Origin of the sequence: Methylobacterium sp. Leaf94 (assembly GCF_001426045.1) — a bacterium.
GTDB lineage: Bacteria > Pseudomonadota > Alphaproteobacteria > Rhizobiales > Beijerinckiaceae > Methylobacterium.
Window position 1 is genome coordinate 185997 of record NZ_LMRM01000023.1, and the last position, 20971, is coordinate 206967.

Below are 20971 nucleotides of genomic sequence, written 5' to 3' on the forward strand. Positions count from 1 at the left end.
TACACCGATCCGGGTTACCGGACGGTCAAGGTTAATCGGGTTGTCCTGCCCCCTGACCCACAATCGTGGTGCTGTGAAGGCTGAACGCGCGGGCGGCCTGCGCGGCGCGTGCCGCGAGGCACAAGCCGAGGCCGGCCAGGGGCGCCATCAACACGAAGGCGAGAGGCCCGCCCCCGGCCTGGTAGGCGGCGCCGGTCATCAGGGTGGCGCTGGCCGAGGCAAGGGCGCCCGCGGAACTGACCGTGCCCTGGGCCCGCCCGCGGGCGCCGTCCGGGGCGAAGCGCGACACCGCCGCCATGGCGCCGAGCTGCGTCGCCCCGAAGGTGAGGCCGTGCAGGACCTGGAGGACGATCACCGCCCCGAGGCGATCCCCGAACGCGGCCATGCCGAACGCCCGCAGGAGGGCGGCACCGCCGCCGAGGCCGAGCAGGACGAAGGGGTTGCGCCAGCGCGCAGGCAGGCGGCCGACCACGGCGAAGAGCAGGATCTCGGAGGCGACGCCGATGGCCCAGAGGGTGCCGATCCACGCAGGGGCGATGCCGTGGGTGCTCCAGTGGATGCTCCCGAAGGCGTAGATCGCCGCGTGGCTCGACTGGATCAGGGCCGCCGCCCCGATCGAGAACCACAGGACGCGGGGCAGGGCGGGCCGGCCGGCCTCGGGGTGGCGGGGCGGGACAGGAGGCGCGTCGATGCGGGCCGCCGCCACGACCCCGGCGGCGATCAGCGCCAGCACGGTGAGGAGGAGGGGCACGGCGAGGCGCTCGCCCATCGCCCCGAGGGCGGCGCCGCCGGCGAAGTTGGCCAGGAGGAAGCCGATGGAGCCGGCCATCCGGATCCGCGCGTAGTCGAGCCGGCGGCTCCGGCGCACGGCCCCCAGGGTGAGGTAGTCGATGCTGGGCACCAGGGGGGCGGCCGCGACGGCATTCAGCGCGATGAGGAGGGCGAGCACGGGCCAGCCGAGGGCGGCGCCCGTGGGCATCAACCCGTAGGTACCGGCCAGGACCAGGCTGCCGGCGAGCAGGATCCGCGGCGCGGCGATCCCCCGGTCGATCAGCCCGACCAGGGGGGCGGTAGCGACGATGCGGATCGCGATCGGCAGGGCCAGCAGGGCGCCGATGACGGCCGCGTCGAGCCCGAGGGCGTTGAGCCAGACCGGCATGAACGGCATGGCGATGCCGATCTCGACGAAGACGACGGCGTAGAGCACCGACAGCCGAAAGGCGTTCGGCTCCGGGGGAGCAGGAGAAGGGTCAGACACAGCGACCGGACTGGGACGAGGGGGGCCTGTGGGAACGTCGCGTCAGGCGGACGCTGCGTAAAGCCGGCGTTAAAACGATCCTGTCAACCTGAGACGGCTTGGACCCGGCCATCGCGTGCCGGCCCCCGCGGCCAAGGACACGTACTTGATGTCGAGTTCCCATTCGCTGACGTCCCTCGACATCTCGGAATACGATCGCATCGAAGCGGCGATGACCGAGAGCGAGCGCGGTCGCTGGTTCCTCGACGCCTATCTCCGCCGCAACCGCACCAGCGACACCGGGATCCTCCTCGACGCGATCGCCCGCCTGGAGAGCGTGGTCACCCGCGATCGCGAGAGCAGCCAGATGGGGCGCGTGCGCGGCGACCTCATGGACATGGCCCACGCCATCGCCCGCACGAAGGCCGAGATCGCCGCCATCAACGCACCCGAGCAGGATCAGAGCCGGCTCGGCGGCGCCTCCGCGGCCCTCGACGCCATCGTGCGCTCCACCGAGAACGCGACCTCCGATATCCTCAGCGCCGCCGAGCACGTGCAGGAGGCCGCCTGGACCCTGCGGGAATCCGGCTCCGACGCCGCGATCTGCGACGAGCTCGACCGGCGCGCCACCGCCATCTACACCGCCTGCTCGTTCCAGGACCTCACCGCCCAGCGCACGGCGCGCATCATCCACACCCTGCGCTACCTCGAGGAGCGCCTCGCCGCCATGATGGCGATCTGGGGCGATGCCCTCGATCCGGTCCCGGCGGGCCCCGGGGGGTCGAGCGCGCCCGAGGTTCAGGCCGACCTCTGCCAGAGCGACGTCGACCGCTACATCGACATGGACGGATCGTCCGCGGAGCCGGTGCCGCCCGTGGCCTTCGCCCGGGCGCCGCTGTCGGACGACCCGTCCGCCGAGGACGACATCGTCTTCCTGGAGGCGACCGACGCCCTGGCGGACAGCGCCTCCGCGACGGCGCCCCCGGAGGAGTCCGCGCGTGCGGACGACCCGCACGCCGAGGACGCGCCCTCGCCCGGCGAGGCCGCCTTCGCTGTCTCCGAAGCGGCCGAGCCCGCGGCCCCGGATGCGGCCGAGGCGATGGTCGCGCCGGAGGAGCCCGAGGCCGAGCCGAGCCCGACGGGTGAAGACGAGGCCGATCCGGCCGGGGATCTGCCCGAGACGCTGCCGACGGCGACGATCCGGGTCTCGGAGCAGGCGCAGACCGACATCGCGACGGCCTTCGCCGAGATCGATGCGCTGTCCGAGGACGAGAAGCGCGCGCTCTTCTCCTGAGGACCGAACCCGTGAGCGGCGCGGGGTCGCGCCGTTCACGGAAGGAGGCGCGCGGCTGCGGCGCGGCTGCTACAACGCCGCCATGCCCGCCGTCATGCCCGCCGCCCAAACCCTGCACCTGCTGAAGCTCTGCGTCGGTCCCGCCAGCATCGGCGATCTCGAGGCGCGCATCGCCCACACCCGCGCGGCGGCCCTGCGCGAGGGGCGCGATCCCGCCCCGGTGCACACCACCCGCATGGTGCCGACCCGCGCCGCCGAGATCGTCGGGCGCGGCTCGATCTACTGGGTCATCAAGGGCACGCTGCTGTGCCGCCAGTCCATCACCGCCATCACCCCGTTCACGGATGCGGATGGGATCGGCCGCTGCCGGCTGATCCTGCAGCCCGACGTCACCGCCGTGTCGCCCCGTCCATGCCGGCCGTTCCAGGGCTGGCGCTACCTGAAGGCGGAGGATGCGCCGGCCGACCTCGACGCCCGCACGGCGGGCGGGCTCGCCGAGATGCCGGAATCCCTGCGCCGCGAACTCGCCGGCCTCGGCCTGATCTGACGCGCGCCAATCCACGACGGAAGAACCCCCGCCCTCCGGGGGGAGGGCGGGGGGTCCGTTCGTCCGGTCCGGGGCGTGCGGGGCCCTACGCCCCGTCGAAGCGGCCGCTGGCATGGGCCAGCATGGTGTAGACCTTGCCGGTCTCCGAGGTAAGGTAGGCATCCGCCCGCGAGGAGTCGCGGTCGTTCTTCGAGACGTCGCCGAGCAGGCGCTCGAACTCGCCCACGTAGCGGTCGACCGTGCGCTGGAAATCGGCGTCCGCGGCGTAGCGGCGGCGCACTTCCTCGAAGGTCTGCCGGCCCTGCGCCGTGTAGATCCGCCGGTCGAACAGGTTCGGCTCGCCCCGGCGATAGCGCTCCCACAGCTCCACCGCGGTCTGGTGGTCGATCATCTTGGCGATGTCGCTGGAGATCGTCTCGAGGGCGGTGCGCCCGCGCTCGGCGGCGTTCTTCTGGGCTTCAGCCTGCTGCGTCGTGGCCGCAGCCGGCGCGTCCGGCGCCGGGTCCGCATCCTCGTCGAGGGAGGCCCGCGTCAGCAGGTCGGAGAGCCAGCCGCGGCCTTCGCCCGGCCGGGCCTCGGCGCGGGACGCCGGGCCGGTCCGTCCCGCCGCGGGGGCGGAGACGAGGTTCATCGAGGTGCCGGGGCGGCCCGCCGGAGCCGCGGCCTTCGCCGCCGTTGCCGCGACCGGCTTGGCCGGGGCCGCGGCCGGCTTGGCCGGGGCGGCCTTCGCCGGAGCGGTCGCGGCGGGAACGGGGGCCGGCGCCGGGGCGGCGGGGCGCTTCGGCTCCGACACCTGCGGAACCGCCGCGTCCACCGCGCGGCCCGCGCTCTGGACCAGGCCGGAAAGCTCGGTCAGGGCCTTGAGCTGCTCGGAGACCACCCGGCGCATCTCGCCGGTGGCGTCCTGCGTCTCGCGCGGGATCTCCAGCACCCCGCGCTGGAGGTCGGCCCGGGTGGCATCGAGCTCGCGCCGGATCTCGGCCGCCATCTCGCGCAGGCCGGAGACGGAGTCCCCGAAGCGGCCGGAGGCGGTTTCGAGGACGCCCATCATCTGCTGCGACGCCGCCTCGATGGCGGTGCGCACGGCCTCGGCGGTGCGTCCGCTCTCGCTGTCGGCGCTGGCGCGCAGGCCCTCGAACGCCGCGGCGACGGTGGTCCCGGCGCCCGCGGCGGTCTCGGACAGGCTGGTGCCCAGGGCCCGCGCCCGCTCCTCGGCGGCGCGCAGGGTCTCGCCGATCATCGCGTCGAAGCGCGCGGTCTGCGCGTCGAGGGTGCCGGAGCGCTCCTCGATCCGCGACAGCACGCTGGCGATGGCGGCCTCGCGCTCGCCCAGACGGTCCGCGAGGCGGCTCTCGGCGCCCTGGATCTGGCCGGCCGCGCCCTGCAGCTGCCCGGCGGCGCCTTCGAGGTGGCCGACGGCTTGCCGCAGGGTCCCCGCATGGATGCGGCCGATCTCGTCGAGGGCACGACCGCGCTCGTCGAGGGAGGCCGCCAGCTCGGCGGCGTCCCGCAGGGCGCCCTCGGCCACGTTCCGGAGAAGGTGGACCTGCTCGGACACGCCCGCGCTGGCCCGATCCGTCTCGCTGGCCACGGCCGCCAGGCCGTCGCGGATGTCGGCGATCCGGTGCGAGAGGCCCGCCTCGATATGGCCGAGGTTCTGGCCGGTCCCCGCCAGGAGCTCGCGCAGGGCGTCGTTGGCCCCGTCGATCCGCTCGAGGATGGCTGCGAGTTCGCCGCGCATCTGGGCGTTGGCGTCGTTCAGGGAAGCGATGGCCCGGGTCGCACCGCCGTCGATGGCCGAGAGCAGCGTCTCGGCGGAGGCGCGGGACTGGGCGGCCAGGGCTTCGGTGCGCTCGCGGATGGCGGCGACCAGCGGCGCGCCGCTCTCCTGCAGGGCGCGCTCGATGGCGTCGCCGCGCAGCGCCAGGGCTTCCACGAGCTGGGCCGCCGGTCCGTCCACGATCTCGCGCAGGCGCTCGGACTGGTCCGTCAGCTGGGCGACCACCGCGTTCCCGCGTCCGTCGAGGGTCTCGACCAGGGCACCGCCCCCCGTCTCGATGGCGCGGGTGATGGTCTCGGCGCTCTCCGCCAGCCGGCGGGCGAGGGCCTGGCCACGGGCCTCCATGAGTCCGGCCAGGGCCGTCGAGCGACGGTCGAACGCCTCGGTCATGGCGCCGGTGCCGGTGTCGAGCAGGGCCGCCACGGCCTCGTTGCGCTGGTCGAGGGCCGCGGCCAGGGCCTGGCTGTGCGCCTCGGCGAGGGCTGCGTGGCGGTCGACCCGCGCGTCGAAGGCCGCCAGCATCGCCGCGGTGCGCTGGTCGACCAGGGACGCGTAGGCGTCCTGGCGGTCGTCGAAGGCCGTGGCCAGGGCGTCGCCGCGCGAGGCGACGAGGGTGGCGAACACCTTCATCCGGGTGTCGATGCGGCTCGTGAAGGCCTCCGACCGGCTGTCCACCGCCTCCGTCAGGGCCTGGCCCTGCGTGTCGATCGTGCGGGCGAACTCCGCCGCGCTGGCCTCCACGAGGCCGCCGAGGGCCGTGAGCCGCTCGTCGAACATCGCCGCGAGGGCGCTGCCGCGGTCCTCGGCCTGCTGGGCCAGGACGTTGGCGCGGTGATCCACGGTCTCGTCGAGGGTCCGCAGCTGGCTGTCGAAGACCGAGGCGAGGGTGTGGGTCCGCTCCGCGACGCGGTCGGCCAGGGCGCCGGCGCGTCCATCCACCAGGCTCTCGAGGGCACGCAGGCGCTCGTCGAAGATCGCCGCGAGCGCGAGGCCGCGCTCCTCGGTCTGGCGGGAGAGGCTGTCGGCCCGGTGCTCGACCGTCTCATCGAGGGTCCGGAGCTGGGTGTCGAACACCGAGGCGAGGGTGCGGGTCCGCTCCTCGACGCGGTCGGCCAGGGTGCCGGCGCGCCCGTCCACCAGGCCCTCCAGGGCCCCCAGGCGCTCGTCGAAGATCGCCACGAGGGCGCGGGTCCGGTCGTCCGCCTGTGCGGCGAGGCCGGTGGCGCGCTCCTCGAAGAGGGAGACCAGGGTCTGCGCCATGGCCTCGGCCTGCTGGCGCAGGGCGCCCGCCCGTTCATCCACCACCTGGTCGAGGGCACCGACCCGCGTGTCGATGAGCGAGACCAGTGCCTGGGCGCGGGCATCGACTTCGTCGGACAGGGTGCCGGTGCGGTGGTCGACGAGGCGGTCGAGGGCGCCGAGCCGCTCGTCGAACAGGGTGGTGAGGCCGCGCGTCTGGGTCTCGACCCGGTCGGTCAGGGCCTCGGCGCGGCCGTCGATCAGGCCGTCGAGGGCACTCAGGACTTCGTCGAACAGGCCGCGCAGGCCCTGGGCCCGGGCGTCGAGCGACTGGGTCAGGTGGTTGCCGCGGCCGTCGACGATCGCGTCGAGGGCGCCGATGCGCTGGTCGAGGAGGGCCGTCAGGGCCTCGGTCCGGCCCTCGAGGGTCTCGGTCAGCTGCGCGCCGCGATGGTCGACGAGCTGGCCGAGGATGTTGATGCGATGGTCGAACAGGTTGGCGAGCGCGCGGGTGCGCTCGTCCACGGCCTGGGCCATCTCGCCGCTCCGGCGCTCGACCACGTCGTCCAGGCTTCCGAGGCGCTGGTCGAACTGCTCGACCAGGCTCTGGGCCTGGGCCCCCAGCGTCTCGGTGAGGCGCCTGCCGCGGGTGTCCACGAGCTCGTCGAGCACACCGATGCGCTGGTCGAAGGTCTCCGCGAGGGCGCGGGTCCTGGCCTCGACCGAGTCCGCGAGGCTGCCGCCGCGACGGTCGACCACCTCGTCGAGGTGCTCGATGCGCTCGTCGAAGAGGGTGGCCAGGGCCTGCGTCCGCGCCTCGACCGCCTCGGCGGCACTGCCGAGGCTGGCCGCAATGGTGTCCACGAAGGCCCGGCCGCGCTGGTCGAGCGTGTCGTGCAGCGGCGCGATGCGGTCGCTGAAATTGGAGCCCAGGGAGCTGGCGTGGTTGTCGAGCAGCGCGCGGATCTCCCCCGTGCGGTCGTCGAGCAGCTGGTGGACCGTGCGCACGCCCTCGTCGAGGAGCGAGCTGATGTCGGAGGTCCGGCGGTCGAGGGTGGTGCCGAGGCGGCCCTCTCCCTCGCTGAGCTGGCGATCGGCCTCCGTGACCATGTCGCGCAGGCGAGCGAGGATCGTCTCGCCGCGCTGCTCCAGCACCGCGCCGAGGGAATTGCTGCCGAGGTCGAACAGCCGGGCGAGCTCGGTGATGCGGCCGCCGAGGGCGCCGAACACGGCGCGCCCCTTCTCGTCGAGCTCGGTGCCCATCGCGGCGGTGCGGGCATCGATGAGGCGGACGAGCTCGTCGGCGCGCTGCGAGAACGCCTCGCGGATGGCCACGGCCTGGGTGTCGAGGGCCTGGTTGGCGCTCCCGGTGCGCTCGACGATCATGTCGACGAGCTCGCGGGTGCGGGTCGCCAGATCCTCGTCCACCGCGCGGGTGCGGCTCTCGATCAGGCGGATCGCCTCGAAGGCCTGGGCTCCGAACGACTCCTCGATGAGGCGGCTGCGCTCCTCGAGGGCGGTGCCGATCGCTTCCAGGCGACCGAGCACGCCGGCATCGAAGCGGCCGGCGCCCTCGTCGAGGCGGCGGGACAGCTCCAGGGTCTGCTCGTCGAGGCGGCGGGCGATGTCCGCCGAGCGCTCGCCGAGGACGTCGCCGAGGCTGGCGCCGCGCTGGGCGATGTCGAGGGCCATGGTGTCCGCCCGCGTGTCGAGGGCCTGGACCAGGTCGCGGCCGCCCTCGGCCATGACGCGGGCCATCTCGGCGGTCCGCACGATCAGGGCTTCGTTCAGGGCGGTGGCGCGGCCGCCGAGATGGCCGTCGATCTGGGCGACCAGGTTGGCGAAGGTCTCGCCGATCTCGGTCGAGCGACGGGCGGAGCGCTCCTCGAGGGCGCCGAGCTGGCTCTCGACGGTCTCCTGGGCCTCCCGGGTGCGGGCGGCGATGCTGTCGGCCACCACCTTGCCCTGCACCGTGATGACGCGGTCCATCTCCTCGAGGCGACCGGACACGGATTCCGTGAGGGCGGCGGTGTCGCGGGCGATGCGCTCGGCCAGGATGTCGCCGCGGGCGATGGTCTCCTGGAGGGTCGCGAGGCGGTCGTTGAGCACGCGGTCGATCGCCTGGACGCGAGTCTCGGTGGTGTCGGCGAAGCTGGCGCCGGTCTGGTTGAGGGCGTCGTTCACCCGCGCGCCCTGCGCGGTGACGGCCAGCACGATGTCGCGCCCGGTATTGGCGAGCTGGGTCTGGGCGTCCTGCGCCTGGGAGGCGATGAGGTTGCCCAGGGTCCGGCCGTGGTTGTCGAAGACCGTCTCGACGTCGCGGATGCGGGCGATGAGATCGCCGCCGAGGCCGTCGGCCGCGCGGGCGATGGTGCCGGCGGCCTCCTCGGCGCGCCGGGCCAGTTCGTCGTTGACGGCATCCAGGGTGCTGCGCAGGGCCTCGATGGAGGCGCTGGCCCTGCTGCCCACCGTGCCGCCGAGGCCGTCGGCGGCGTTGCGCAGGAGCTCGGCCGCCTCGGCGGTCCGGGCCGCGAGATCGGCCGACGTGGCGGCCAGCCGGGTCTCGAAGATCTGCACCGCCTCGACGGTGCGGGCCTCCAGCTCGCCGGTGGCGCTGGCGGAGGCGCGGCGCAGGGACTGCGCGGCCTCGGTGGTGCTGGCGCCGAGGGCCACGGTGGTCTCCTCCGCGCTGCGGCGGAAGGTGTCGGCGGCCTCGGACGTCCGGTTGCCGATCTCGGATTCGAGGGTCGCGGCCGTGGCGCGCAGGCTGTCCACCGCCTCCAGGGCCCGGGTCTCGAAGGTGTAGCCGAGGGCCGACAGGGCGCCCTCGAGCGTCTGCGTGGCTTCCTGCGTCCGCAGGCGCACGAGTTCGCCGACGCGATCGCCGGTCGCCCCGAGGGTGGATTCCAGGGTCGCGCCCTCGACCGTGACGGTCCGATGCAGCTGGTTCGCCACCGTCTCGATGCGCTCGGCCAGGGCCGCGCCGTGCTGGTCCAGACCGTTGGCGAGGCCTTCCACCGAGCGGAGGAGGTCGTCACGCACGCCGTCGGCCCGGTTGCCGAAGGTCTCCACGATGGCGCTGGCGGCGAGGGCCAGGGCGGCCTGGGCCTCGCGGCCCGACGCGTCGATGCGCTCGGAGACCGAACCGCCGTGCACGTCGATCGTCTCCCGCAGGCGGGTGGCCGCGGCCTCGATGCGCTCGGCCAGGGTGCCGCCGCGCTCGTCGAGGCGGGTCGTCGCGTCCTCCACCGAGCCGATCAGGGTCTCCCGGAGGGCGTCCGCGCGGGCGCCGAAGCTCTCGATGATCGCGCTGGCGGCCAGCGCCAGGCCGGCCTGGGTGTCGCGGCCGCGGGTCTCGAACAGGTTCGAGACCTCCGAGCCGTGGACCGTGATGGTCTCGTGCAGGCGGGCCGCGGCGGTCTCGATGCGATCGGCCAGGGCGCCGCCCTGGGTGTCGAGGCCGGAGGCGATGCCGTCGACGGAGCGGACGAGGTCCTCCCGCACGCCGTCGGCGCGGGCCGTGAAGGTCTCGATGATGCTGCCGGCGGCGGCGGCCAGACCCGTCTGGGCCTCGCGGGCCCGGGCCTCGATGAGGGCGGACACGCCGGTGCCGGCGGTCTCGATCTCGCTGCGCAGGGCATCGCCGCGCACGGAGATGTCGTGGGTGAGGGCGGCGCCGGTCTCGGCGAAGTGGGCGCGCAGGGCATCGCCCGTCTCGGCGAAGCGCTCGGTGATCTCGCCGCCCGTGGAGGAGAACTGGGCCGTCAGCTCGGAGCCGCGGGCCAGGAAGGCCTCTTCGAGGCCGCGCGCGGACAGTTCGAAGGTCTGGCGGACTTCGCCGCTCTGGCGGTTCAGGGCCTCGATGACCTCGGAACCGGTCTGGGCCAGGGTCCGCGCCACCTGCCCGGCATTCTCCGCCAGGGTGGTGGTGAGGATGCCGCCGGTGCGCTCGAAGGCCCGGGTGACCTCGTCGGCCCGGGTCTCCAGGGACAGGGTGAGGGCGCTGCCGACCTCCGCGAGGCTGCCGCGCACCCCGTCGCTGGTGGAGGCGAGGCGCTGCACGAGGTCGTCGCCGCGGCCGGAGACCAGCTCGACCACCCGGTCGCCGGCCTCGCCGAGGGCGGCGGTGATGGCGTCGCCGCGGTCGCCAAGGGCCGAGGTGATGGCCTCGCCGCGGGCATCGAGGGCGCTGGTGACCCGGTCGCCGGCGCCGTTCACCGCGGAGACGATGCGCTCGGCGGCGCCGTCGAGCTCCGCCGTCAGGCTCTGGTGGGTGCCCGTGATGGCCCCGCGCACGCGCTCGGCATTGGCGATGATCGACTCGCGCTGGGCGACGAGCTCCTCGACGAGGGAGCGGATGCGGATCTCGTTGTCGGAATAGGCCCGCTCCAGGGTCGCGATCTCGCCGCGCACCAGGGTCTCGAGCTCGCCCGCCCGGGCCAGGGCCCGCTCGACGCCGTCGCCCACCGCCGCGACCTCGCGCCGGACGGTCTGCGACATGGTGAGCACCGCGTCGGTGGAGAAGTTCTCGGGCTCGGCCAGACGGATCGCCACCTCGCCCACGGCGCGGGCGACGAGGCGCATCTCCTGGGCGCGCACGGCGAGCATCCCCATGATGGCGAACAGCACCACGGGGCCCACGAGGGCGGTCGCCGCCACGGCGCCCTGAAGCGCGGTCAGGCCCTGGAAGAAGCCGCGCAGGTCGCCGGAGGACTGCACCCAGGCCAGGGCGAGTAGGCCGGCGATCCAGAGGGCGCCCGCCGCGGCGGCGATGAGGTAGGGGGTGCGCGAGGGGCGCACGCGCAGGGTCTGCTGCAGGATGCCGATGTTCTGGCGATCGTCGTTGGCCACCATGGAACGGTCGGGCGGCAGGAGGCCGCCCTCGCGGCGCGGCCGGTTGCGGTCCGGCGGCGGCAGGTCCGAGGCGAGGGGCTGGTCGAGGTCGAGGCGGGGCGGCGCGAGGCGACCGCTGGGATCGCGCAAGGGATCGCCGTCGCCGACATCCGGCAGGCGGGGTTCCACCCGGGATGCCTCGTCGCCCTGAGCGAAAGCGTCGAGGTTGAGAGCCTGCTCGATCGCCGACAGAGCCGCCTCGGCCGGGTCCTTGAGCTTCTTTTCCGTGGCCATTCAACGCCTCGTTACGCGTATCCCGATCGGCGGCCGCGCCCGTCGATCAAGGTTACTTTTACCAATTTACCAAGGAACTTTAGACTTCGGCACAGGGCTCGGATACCCGAGCCGGCCGCAGCGCCCAAAAAACCTTAACGGAATGGTTACCAAGCCGAGGGCCGGTACCGCGCCGTCGTCTTTCTGCATGATGCCTCAACGCGTAGACGGAAGCGAACGACGGCGGGGCTCAGCTGTGGATAGCCAGGATGGCCGCCGCCGCAGGCGCGCGAGGATGCAGTGCGAGAACCGGATTTCCCAGACCCGTCGGCGGCGGTGCTCCTCGATGCCGACCACCTGTCGCGCCAGACCTTCGGCGACGCCGCGCTGGCCGCGGAGCTCCTCGGGCTCTTCGCGGACCAGTGCCACCGCCTCCTGCCGGGAATCGTCGATCCGGACCGGGAGCCGGCCGAGCGGGCCGACCTCGCCCACACCCTGAAGGGCTCGGCTCTCGGGATCGGTGCGGTCCGCGTCGCCCGGATCTCGGGGGCGATCGAGGACGCGCTGCGCGCCGGTGGGACGGACGTCCCCGCCGAAACGCTCGCCGCCGCAATCGTCGAAACCCTCGCGACCTCGACGCGACCCCTCTGAAATACCGGGCCCGGACGTCGCGTCGCGGATCGTCGATGGAACGGCGCGGCCGCTGCGGCGTAAGCGCAGGAAACATCGCCCGGTCGGCGAGCGCGCTTGCATTCGGAGGCCTGCCCCTTCAAGGCAGGCTCTGCGCCGCACAACCGGCCGTACTACGCGTTGTCCGAGCCCGGAGCCCCCGATGCCCAAGATCACCTACGTCGACCACGCCGGAACGGCCAGGACCGTGGAGGGCGACGTGGGATCGACCGTGATGGAAGCGGCGATCCGCAACAACGTACCGGGGATCGATGCGGAATGCGGCGGCGCCTGTGCCTGCGCCACCTGCCACGTCTACGTCGATGCGGCCTGGGCCGAGGTCGTGGGTCCCGCCGAGGCGATGGAGCAGGACATGCTCGATTTCGCCTCCGACGTGCGCGCGACCTCGCGGCTGTGCTGCCAGATCCGCATCACCCCGGAGCTGGACGGGCTTAGCGTCACGACGCCGGCGCGTCAGGGCTGAAGGGGCGCTCGAAGCCCGCCAGCGCGCGAGGCCGCCCGAGCCCGGCGCCGGATTTCCGATGGCGGTAGAGTAACTTACCGGACCAAAGTCCGAATCGCCGCATCGATGCCTTCGAGGTTGAGCGGGAACATGCGCTCTCCCATCAGCCGGCGGATCATCCCGATCGACTGGGTGTAGGCCCAGTGTTCCGCCGGAACGGGGTTCAGCCAGACCGTCTTCGGAAACCGCTCGAGGATGCGGTTCAGCCAGACCTCGCCGGGTTCCTCGTTCCAGTGCTCCACCGATCCGCCCGCCATGGCGATCTCGTACGGGCTAATGGAGGCGTCGCCGACGAACACCACGCGATAGTCCGGCGGATAGGTCCGCAGCACGTCGAGGAGTGGCAGTGTCTCGTCGTGCCGGCGCCGGTTCTCGCGCCAGACGCGCTCGTAGGGGCAGTTGTGGAAGTAGAAGTGCTCGAAGTGCTTGAACTCCGAGCGGGCAGCGGAGAACAACTCCTCGGCCAAAGCCACGTGGAAGTCCATCGAGCCGCCCACGTCGAGGAACAGTAAGACCTTCACGGCATTGCGCCGCTCCGGCCGGAGCCTCACGTCGAGGTAGCCCTTGGCGGCGGTCTCGCGGATCGTTCCGTCGAGGTCGAGTTCGTCCGCGGCGCCGCTGCGGGCGAAGCGGCGCAGGCGTCGCAGAGCCACCCGCATGTTGCGTGTGCCGAGCTCGACCGTGTCGTCCAGGTCCCGGAATTCTCGCTTGTCCCAGACCTTAACGGCGCGGAAGTTGCGGTTGCCGTCCTGGCCGATCCGGATGCCCTCCGGATTGTAGCCGTAGGCCCCGAACGGCGAGGTGCCGCCGGTGCCGATCCACTTGTTACCGCCCTGGTGGCGCTCGCGCTGTTCGGCGAGGCGCTGTTTCAGGGTCTCGAATAGATTGTCCCAGCCGAGCGCCTGCAATTCCGCCTTCTCGGCATCGGTGAGGTACTTCTCGGCGAGCTTGCGCAGCCATTCCTCCGGGATCGCCGTCGGTTCGGATGCCGCGCTCAGGGTCTCGATGCCCTTGAACACGGTGCCGAACACGCGGTCGAAACGGTCGAGGTTGCGCTCGTCCTTCACCAGGGCCGTACGGGCCAGGAGGTAGAACTCCTCGATCCGCTTCTCGGCGAGGTCCCGGTCGAGCGCACCCAGGAGCGTCAGGAACTCCCGCAGCGTGACGGGGACCTTGGCGTCGCGCAGGGCGGTGAAGAACTGGAGCAGCATGGGGTGACAACGCGGGAAGCCGGTGTCGGGGTCAAGACCCGACCCGCGCCCGACACCTAGCCGAGTCACATACGTTAAGCTGGGTATAACCCAGGATTTCTGTTGATAGTGCCAAGCGGACGTTATTCCAGCGAACAGGACTTGTCATCTGAATCGAACATCTTGGCCCCACGGTCTCGTGCAAGTCAGGGCAAGTCGTCAGGGCGCATGGTCTTCGGGTTGAGTTGGGAGTGACCGACATGGCGCTCGCGTTGCGCTCGTTGAGCGATTTCAAGCGGTTCCTTTCGGAGCCGGGCGCGACGATTCAGGTGGTGCGCAACACCTTCATCGACCGGCAACCCGCCTCCTTCGCGGACGCCTACCGGGCCAAGGGAATGTACGAGCCGCGCACCATCCGGGCGGTCTCCAAGAAGGCGGCGATCTTCTCGATCCAGGGGCATCCGACGACGATCTGGCTTTACTGGGACAAGGGCACGCGCAAATGGCGCTTCAACGACGATACGGTGACGATCCCGCTCGACACCGGCCTCGGTCCGCCGGACGAGATCGTCTATCGCTGCAGCTACGCGCCCGGCATGGATCCGGCAGCCCATTCGTCCGTCCGTCGGGCCAAGCCCCGAACGCCGAAGCCGCCCGATGCCCTCAAGCCGGCATCTCCGAAGCCGCCACCGGGGCTCAAGGCCGGGCGGAGCGGCACGGTCCCCGGTCCATCCAAACCATCCGCTTCGAACTCCCTGTCCGTGCCCGTGATGCCCCCCCGTGGCCAGGGCCGGCTGCTCTGAAGCGCTCGGGTTCGTTCCTCAGGCGGTCTTGCTGACCGGTTTGGCCTCGTCCGCAGGCGTCGCGTCCCGGACTTCCACGACCTTGCCGACGGTGCGGCGAGCCCGAAAGGCCGGCCGGACCTCGGTCTCCTTCCGCTTCAGCATCGCCCGATACTCGTCGCGTCGTTCGTGGATCGAAGCGATCACGAGCCCCATCGGCACGCCGACATCGACGAGGACGGCTTCCGAGAGCTGGAGCGACGCCTCGATGGTTTCGGGAACCGCATCATCGACGCCCATCTCGTAGAGCGCGGTGGCGTGTCGGGCATCGCGCGCCCGCGCCACGATGGTGATGTCGCGCCGCTCGGCCCGGGCTGCTTCCACCACCGCCTCGACGGCCCTGGGATTGTCCAGGGTAACGACGAGGGCCCGGGCATTGGCGATGTCGCAGCGGCGCAGCAGCTCGGGATTGGCCGAATCCCCAAAGTAGACCGGATTGCCCAGACGCCGATGTTCCGAGACTCGGGCCGCATCCGCGTCGAGGGCGAGATACGGGATCTTGTGTCGAACCAGCATCTCGCCAACGAGCCGCCCGACGCGGCCGTATCCCGCGATGATGACCCGGTTCTGCTGACGATCCGGCACCGGCTCGGCCCGCGCCCGGCCGAGCTGCGCGGTCGAGAGTCGCTTGCCGAGGCGTCGCGCCAGCACGGCGAGGGCCGGGATCGCGATCATGGTCACCGTGGTCACGACCAGGGCGGCCTGCCCGACCTCCTCGGGCACGAGCCCGCCCGCCAAGGCGCCACCGATCAGCACGAAGGCGAACTCGCCGCCGGGACCCAGCAGAAGGGCTGCTTCAACGGCCACTGCCCGGGACAGCTTCAGGAAACGCGCGGCGATGACGATGACGGCGCCCTTGATGAGGATCAGGGCCAGGGCGAGCCCCAGCACCGCGCCCGGGGCCGACATGAGGTGGGCTGGATCGAGATTCATGCCCACGGAGACGAAGAATACCCCCAGCAGCAGGCCCTTGAACGGGTCGATCGTCGCCTCGATCGCGCGGCGATACTCGGTCTCCGCCAGCAACAGCCCGGCCACGAAGGCGCCGAGGGTCATCGAGAGCCCGGCGGCGGCAGCCGTCACGGCGGTGCCGATGATGACCAGGAGGCAGGCCGCCATGAACAGCTCGGGCGAGCGCGTTCGGGCCACCAGCTGGAACAGCGGCCGCAGCGCCACGCGTCCCACCACGACGATTACCACGATGGCGACAGCCGCCTGACCGAGCGCGAGGGCGAGGGCGCCCCCCACATCCGAGTCGTCGTTCCTGCCGAGCACCGCGATGGCAAACAGGACCGGGGCCACCGCGAGGTCCTGGAACAGCAAGACCGCGAAGCTTGCGCGGCCCGCCGGGGTATTCAGTCGCTTTTGGTCCGCCAGGACCGGCAGCACGATCGCGGTCGAGGACAGAGCGAGGGCCAGTCCGACGATGATCGCGGCGGCGAGCGGCACTGACAGGGACAGGAGGATCAGGCCGATCACGACCGAGGAGACAAGGACCTGGATGGAGCCGAGGCCGAAGACGAGGCGGCGGAGCGTTCGCAGACGCTCCCACGAGAGCTCGACGCCGATCATGAACATGAGGAAGATCACGCCGAACTCGGCGAGGTGCGCGATTTCCGCCCGGTTGGCGATGGTGAAGGTCGAGACCCAGTGGTGCGTCTCGGCGAAGCGTCCGAGACCGAAGGGACCGAGGAGTGCGCCCGCCCCGATGAAGCCCAGCACCGGACTGATGCGCAGCCGATGGAACAACGGCACCACCACGCCCGCGGTGACGAGGAATAGGATCGCTTCCTTGTAGGAGCCGGCGTGCACGTCCGTCATCAGTCGGGGATGTCTCCAGCGGCCGGAGCAATGGACGGGCGCGCCCCGGCCCAGTCCGTCCATGACCATGGGCACCGGGGCCATCCCGGCGCAACAGCGCACACACGCGGAAACAACAAAATGGTCGGCTGCGACCATTCGGATGGGGAGACCGTGCTGGTCAGCACCGCTGATGCGGCGCAAAAACGGCACAATATGCGCATAAGGCAAAGCCTTAACGGACGGTTAAGCGCGCAGCGTCGCGTTTCGAGACACGAGTGCCCCATGCGAAAGACGCCGCCCAACCGCGACGTGCAACGTGAAGCCCGAGACTGGCGCCGGGAGTCCGACCGCTGGACTCACGAACGACATATCGAGAGGGGCTACCGCATCAAGTGGGGCTACGTCGCGATCGCCTATCTCGTCGAGTTCATGGTCATCGGTGCCTCGCTCTGGGGATCGTGGCTGTTCGCTGGCGTCTACAGCGACGGCGACTCGCAGGCGTTCTACTTCATGCTCCTCGCCCCGCTGGTCTACGCGGCGGTGGAGCTGTGCCGCGTCCCCCTCGGGATTCTGGCCCGCACGCAGCGCTCCTATTTCATCCGCGCGCTGGCGATCGTCGGCATCATCTTCGCGGCCGGCGTTACCACCAAGTCGGTGTCCCAGCTCGGCGAAATGATGTTTCATCCGCGCCTGATGGACGCCGCCAAGGCGAAGACCGCCCTGAAGGACGCACAGGCTGATCGCGGCACCATCGACAACCGCATCGCCACGGCGGATGCGCGGGTCGCGCAGTACACGACCGAGCTCGATCAGATCGAGAAGCGCGCTGCCGAGAACGCCAGCCAGCTCGCCGGCTTGCCGGCGCAGCGCTGCGAACGCGTTTACGGCACCAACAGCCGTGGTCAGCGCTACTCGAACATGAAGTGCGTCACCGATCCGCGCACGGCGACCCTCAATGCGAGCGTCGCGAAGGCCGGCTCCGACCGGGGCGCCGTGACGAAGATGCTCGAAGAGGCACGCAAGGCCCGCGGCGACCTCGATCGGGGCGCGGCGGAGCGCAAGGTCGCCGACGCCGAGCAGGCCTATCGCAACTCGGTCAACCGCTCGCAGCTGCACTCCTTCACCGCCATGGTCTACGGCGTCGACCCGATCGACGTGAGCGAGGCGCAGGTCCACGCCTTCCTGCGGATCTTCGTGTTCGTGCCGGCGGTCTGTGCCGCTTTCGCGTCGACGATCCTCGCCCTCTGCGCCGTGTCGGTGCGCAAGACCTTTATGGACGAGGATGACCTCGGTGCCACCGTCGACCCGGCCGCGACCCCTTACATGCTCGACTCGATTACCGACGCCCTGCGCCAGGAAATGGCCTTGAGCCAGTCCCGAGGCGTGCCGGATGAGCCTTCCGTCGCTGCCCAGGCGCCGGCCCCCGCGGCTCCGGCAACGGCCGCGGCCGGCGGCGCGGTGATCCCGATCGATCGACGTGGCTCGGCACAGGCCGCGAGCGCAGGAGCCGGCGCGTGAGCATCCATACCCCCGGCACCCCCGAGAATGTCGTCCTCGCTCAGAGCGTGAACGGACGCCTTCGGGCCGAGGCGCGCATCATCGCCGCGCGCGCTTTCCTGTTCCGCTCCATTGGGGCAGGCGCCTTCCTGCTTCTCGCCGGCGCCGGACTCGGCGCGGCGTCCTACGGCTATGCCTACATGAACCAGTTCGATTCGGCGGCGGAGAAGATTGCGGCCGCGATGCAGGCGGCCCTGTCCGACGTGACCCTGAAGACCAAGGGCGAGGTCACACTGACGGATAACGTCCTCAAGCTCGAGGGCGGGGTGCCGAAGGCGGGTGGAGCGCCGATTCCGACGAAGGCGCAGCTCGGCAACGACGCCGCGCCGGCCTCGAAGGCCCCCGTGAACACCACCTTCACCGTGTTCAAGCAGGTGCCCTACATGGACGGCCAAATCGTCACCGGCTGGAACTTTCGTGCGAACGAAGACCAGCCGTTCCAGCAATACTGCTACTTCTCCCGGCGCCAGAACGAGGCGAAGGGGCAGGTCGAGATCAAGATCGATCTCGCTATGGACGGAAAGACGCTGCCCCAACCGCAGAAATCCGACGTCAACCTCGGCATCCTGGCATCGAACTGCGTCTGGCACGACGGAAAGACGCTCTAGCACGACCGGTCTTCGTCGGCCGCGGACGGTGCCTTGCTGGGATCCCGGCCGCGCTCTTACCCCGGATGTCTCAGCGTCCTCATCCCGCGAGTTCTGCCATGCGCTTCACCGGCACCGCCGACTACGTCGCGACCTCCGACCTGACCACGGCGGTGAACGCCGCCATCGTGCTGGAGCGACCGCTGCTGGTGAAGGGGGAACCCGGTACCGGCAAGACGGTGCTGGCCGAGGAAATCGCCAAGGGCCTCGGTGCGCCACTCCTCACCTGGAACGTCAAGTCGACCACCAAGGCGCAGCAGGGCCTCTATGAATATGACGCGGTCTCGCGCCTGCGCGACAGCCAACTCGGCGACCCGCGCGTCTCGGACATCGGCAACTACATCCGGCGCGGCAAGCTGTGGGAGGCCTTCACCGCCCCCGAGCGTCCGGTGCTGCTCATCGACGAGATCGACAAGGCCGACATCGAATTTCCGAACGACCTCCTGACCGAGCTAGATCGGATGGAATTCCACGTCTACGAAACCGGCGAGACGGTTCGGGCCGAACGGCGCCCGATCGTCATCATCACCTCGAACAACGAGAAGGAGCTGCCGGACGCCTTCCTGCGGCGCTGCTTCTTCCACTACATCAAGTTCCCCGACGCCGAGACCCTGAAGGCCATCGTCGAGGTACACTATCCGGGCATCAAGCACCGTCTGGTCGAGGAGGCCCTGCGCGTCTTCCTCGAGACCCGCGAGGTCCCGGGTCTGAAGAAGAAGCCCTCGACCTCCGAGCTACTCGACTGGCTCAAGCTTCTCGTCTCCGAAGACGTGGCGCCCGAGACCCTGCGCGAACGCGATGGGCGCAAGCTGATCCCGCCGCTGCACGGTGCGCTCCTGAAGAACGAGCAGGATGTCGGGCTGTTCGAGAAGCTCGCCTTCCTCATGCGGCGCGAGCAGCGCGGTAACTAAGCCGCACCATCGGGCGTCGGCCCCTGGCCCGGCGCATCGGCGGAACCCAAATAGATCGGGCGGCCCGCGCAAGGTTCGTCTCCAGTGGAACGCTTCCGATGAATCTGAAGAAGCTCGGCCGCACCGGCCTCGACGTCTCGCCTCTCTGCCTCGGCTGCATGACCTACGGGGTTCCCGAGCGCGGTCCCCATCCTTGGACCCTGCGCGAGGACGAGAGCCGGCCGATGATCAAGCGGGCGCTCGATCTCGGCATCAACTTCTTCGACACCGCCAATGCCTATTCGGACGGCACCAGTGAGGAGATCGTCGGGCGCGCCCTGCACGACTATGCCGACCGCGACGCCGTCGTGCTCGCCACCAAGTGTTTCTTTCCTCTCAAGAGCCAGCCCAATGCCGGTGGACTCTCGCGCAAGGCGATCTTCGCCTCCATCGATGCCAGTCTCAAGCGCCTCGGCACCGACTATGTCGACCTCTTCCAGATCCACCGCTGGGATTACGGGACGCCGATCGAGGTCACGCTGGAAGCGCTCCACGACGTGGTGAAGGCCGGAAAAGCCCGCTACATCGGCGCATCATCGATGTACGCTTGGCAGTTCGCCAAGGCGCTCTTCACGGCCGACCGCCACGGCTGGACCCGCTTCGCCACGATGCAGGACCACTACAACCTGCTGCACCGGGAAGAGGAGCGCGAGATGCTGCCGCTCTGCCTGGACCAGGACATCGCGGTGCTGCCCTGGAGCCCTCTGGCCCGGGGTCGGCTGACCCGCGACTGGGATGTGCGCAGCGCGCGTCAGGATAGCGACGAGGTCGGCCGGCATCTCTACGCCTCCGCGGATGCGGCCGATCGGGCCATCGTCGCTCAGGTCTCGACCATCGCCACCACGCGGGGCGTGCCGCGCGCCCAGGTCGCCCTGGCCTGGTTGCTCCAGAAATCGGTGGTGACCGCGCCGATCATCGGCGCGTCAAAGCCGAGCCATCTTGCGGATGCCGTCGCGGCTCTCGATCTCGACCTTACGAGCGAGGAGGTGAGTGCCCTCGAAGCGCCCTATACCCCGCATCCCGTCGTCGGATTCACCTGAAAGTCCAAGCCCGCATGCGTCGCCTGATCCTCCTGCGTCACGCCAAGTCCGACCGTCCGCCCGGCATCGCCGATCTCGATCGCCCGCTGAACAACCGCGGCAAGCGCGCCGCCCCGCAGATGGGGGCGTACCTTTCGGCCGAAGGCTTGATTCCCGAGGCGGTCGTCGTGTCTCCGGCACAGCGCACCCGCGAGACCTGGGATGCGATACAGAGCGCCCTGCAGGGGCCCGAGGCCGAGATCGTCCCATCGATTTACGAGGCGCCGGAAACGGCCTTGCTCGCCATCGTGCGGTCGACGCCGAATATGGTGGGGAGCCTCCTGATGATCGGTCACAATCCCGGCCTGCAGGATCTGGCGATGCGGCTGGCCGGCTCCGGCGACAAGGACGGACGCAAGCGGCTGGCGCTGGAGTTTCCCACCGCTTCCGTGGTGGTCCTGGATTTCGACGGGGACGCCTGGAATGCGGTCGCTGCCGGGATGGGACGGCTGGAGCGGTTCGTCGCCCCGAGGGACATCGACATCGCGGATTGAACCCTTCTGGCCCG

At 70.9% G+C, this 20971-nt stretch carries 14 protein-coding genes; 10 read left to right on the forward strand and 4 right to left on the reverse strand.

From position 1 onward, the window contains the following. Positions 1–31: 31 nt before the first annotated feature. On the reverse strand, positions 32–1207 hold the full coding sequence (locus ASG63_RS13810) for an MFS transporter (RefSeq protein WP_244479900.1): 1176 nt from the start codon (positions 1205–1207) through the stop codon (positions 32–34). Between the two features lie 199 nt (positions 1208–1406). Between ASG63_RS13810 and ASG63_RS13815 the strand changes: the two genes are divergently transcribed. Both ASG63_RS13815 and ASG63_RS13820 read left to right on the forward strand, forming a co-directional pair. After that, on the forward strand, positions 1407–2531 hold the full coding sequence (locus tag ASG63_RS13815; protein WP_056217198.1) for a hypothetical protein: 1125 nt from the start codon (positions 1407–1409) through the stop codon (positions 2529–2531). 82 nt (positions 2532–2613) lie between these two features. Next, a complete protein-coding gene (locus ASG63_RS13820) occupies positions 2614–3078 on the forward strand; it encodes a DUF1489 family protein (RefSeq protein ID WP_244472604.1) in 465 nt (154 codons plus the stop codon). Between the two features lie 85 nt (positions 3079–3163). On the opposite strand, the gene ASG63_RS13825 is transcribed toward ASG63_RS13820, so the two are convergent. After that, positions 3164–11224 carry a hypothetical protein gene (locus ASG63_RS13825; protein WP_056217201.1) on the reverse strand — a complete coding sequence of 2687 codons (8061 nt, stop codon included), beginning with the start codon at positions 11222–11224 and terminating at the stop codon, positions 3164–3166. Positions 11225–11503: 279 nt separating this feature from the next. Here ASG63_RS13825 and ASG63_RS13830 point away from each other — a divergent pair, with 279 nt between their 5' ends. After that, positions 11504–11854 (forward strand): Hpt domain-containing protein, encoded by a 351-nt coding sequence (locus tag ASG63_RS13830; RefSeq protein WP_082559303.1) that lies wholly within the window; start codon positions 11504–11506, stop codon positions 11852–11854. 181 nt (positions 11855–12035) lie between these two features. Further along, positions 12036–12356, forward strand: coding sequence for a 2Fe-2S iron-sulfur cluster-binding protein (locus ASG63_RS13835; protein ID WP_055954982.1), 321 nt, complete (start codon positions 12036–12038; stop codon positions 12354–12356). Between the two features lie 74 nt (positions 12357–12430). On the opposite strand, the gene ASG63_RS13840 is transcribed toward ASG63_RS13835, so the two are convergent. Beyond that, positions 12431–13606 carry a vWA domain-containing protein gene (locus ASG63_RS13840; RefSeq protein WP_056217209.1) on the reverse strand — a complete coding sequence of 392 codons (1176 nt, stop codon included), beginning with the start codon at positions 13604–13606 and terminating at the stop codon, positions 12431–12433. 239 nt (positions 13607–13845) lie between these two features. Here ASG63_RS13840 and ASG63_RS27025 point away from each other — a divergent pair, with 239 nt between their 5' ends. Then, positions 13846–14388 (forward strand): hypothetical protein, encoded by a 543-nt coding sequence (locus tag ASG63_RS27025; RefSeq protein WP_244472603.1) that lies wholly within the window; start codon positions 13846–13848, stop codon positions 14386–14388. Positions 14389–14406: 18 nt separating this feature from the next. On the opposite strand, the gene ASG63_RS13850 is transcribed toward ASG63_RS27025, so the two are convergent. Next, positions 14407–16248, reverse strand: a complete 1842-nt coding sequence (locus tag ASG63_RS13850) for a cation:proton antiporter domain-containing protein (protein WP_056217212.1) — start codon at positions 16246–16248, stop codon at positions 14407–14409. A gap of 264 nt (positions 16249–16512) precedes the next feature. Here ASG63_RS13850 and ASG63_RS13855 point away from each other — a divergent pair, with 264 nt between their 5' ends. The 5 genes from ASG63_RS13855 (at position 16513) to ASG63_RS13875 (ending at position 20957) form a co-directional block, all read left to right on the forward strand. Beyond that, a complete protein-coding gene (locus ASG63_RS13855) occupies positions 16513–17748 on the forward strand; it encodes a hypothetical protein (RefSeq protein ID WP_056217215.1) in 1236 nt (411 codons plus the stop codon). Then, positions 17745–18395 (forward strand): hypothetical protein, encoded by a 651-nt coding sequence (locus ASG63_RS13860; RefSeq protein WP_056217218.1) that lies wholly within the window; start codon positions 17745–17747, stop codon positions 18393–18395. The genes ASG63_RS13855 and ASG63_RS13860 overlap by 4 nt, the downstream gene beginning before the upstream one ends. Positions 18396–18493: 98 nt before the next feature. Further along, the gene (locus ASG63_RS13865; RefSeq protein WP_056217221.1) at positions 18494–19345 is read left to right on the forward strand and encodes an AAA family ATPase; all 852 of its coding nucleotides are present in this window, start codon (positions 18494–18496) and stop codon (positions 19343–19345) included. Between the two features lie 98 nt (positions 19346–19443). Further along, a complete protein-coding gene (locus ASG63_RS13870; protein ID WP_056217224.1) occupies positions 19444–20424 on the forward strand; it encodes an aldo/keto reductase in 981 nt (326 codons plus the stop codon). 14 nt (positions 20425–20438) lie between these two features. After that, the gene (locus tag ASG63_RS13875) at positions 20439–20957 is read left to right on the forward strand and encodes a SixA phosphatase family protein (RefSeq protein ID WP_056217228.1); all 519 of its coding nucleotides are present in this window, start codon (positions 20439–20441) and stop codon (positions 20955–20957) included. Positions 20958–20971: the final 14 nt, after the last annotated feature.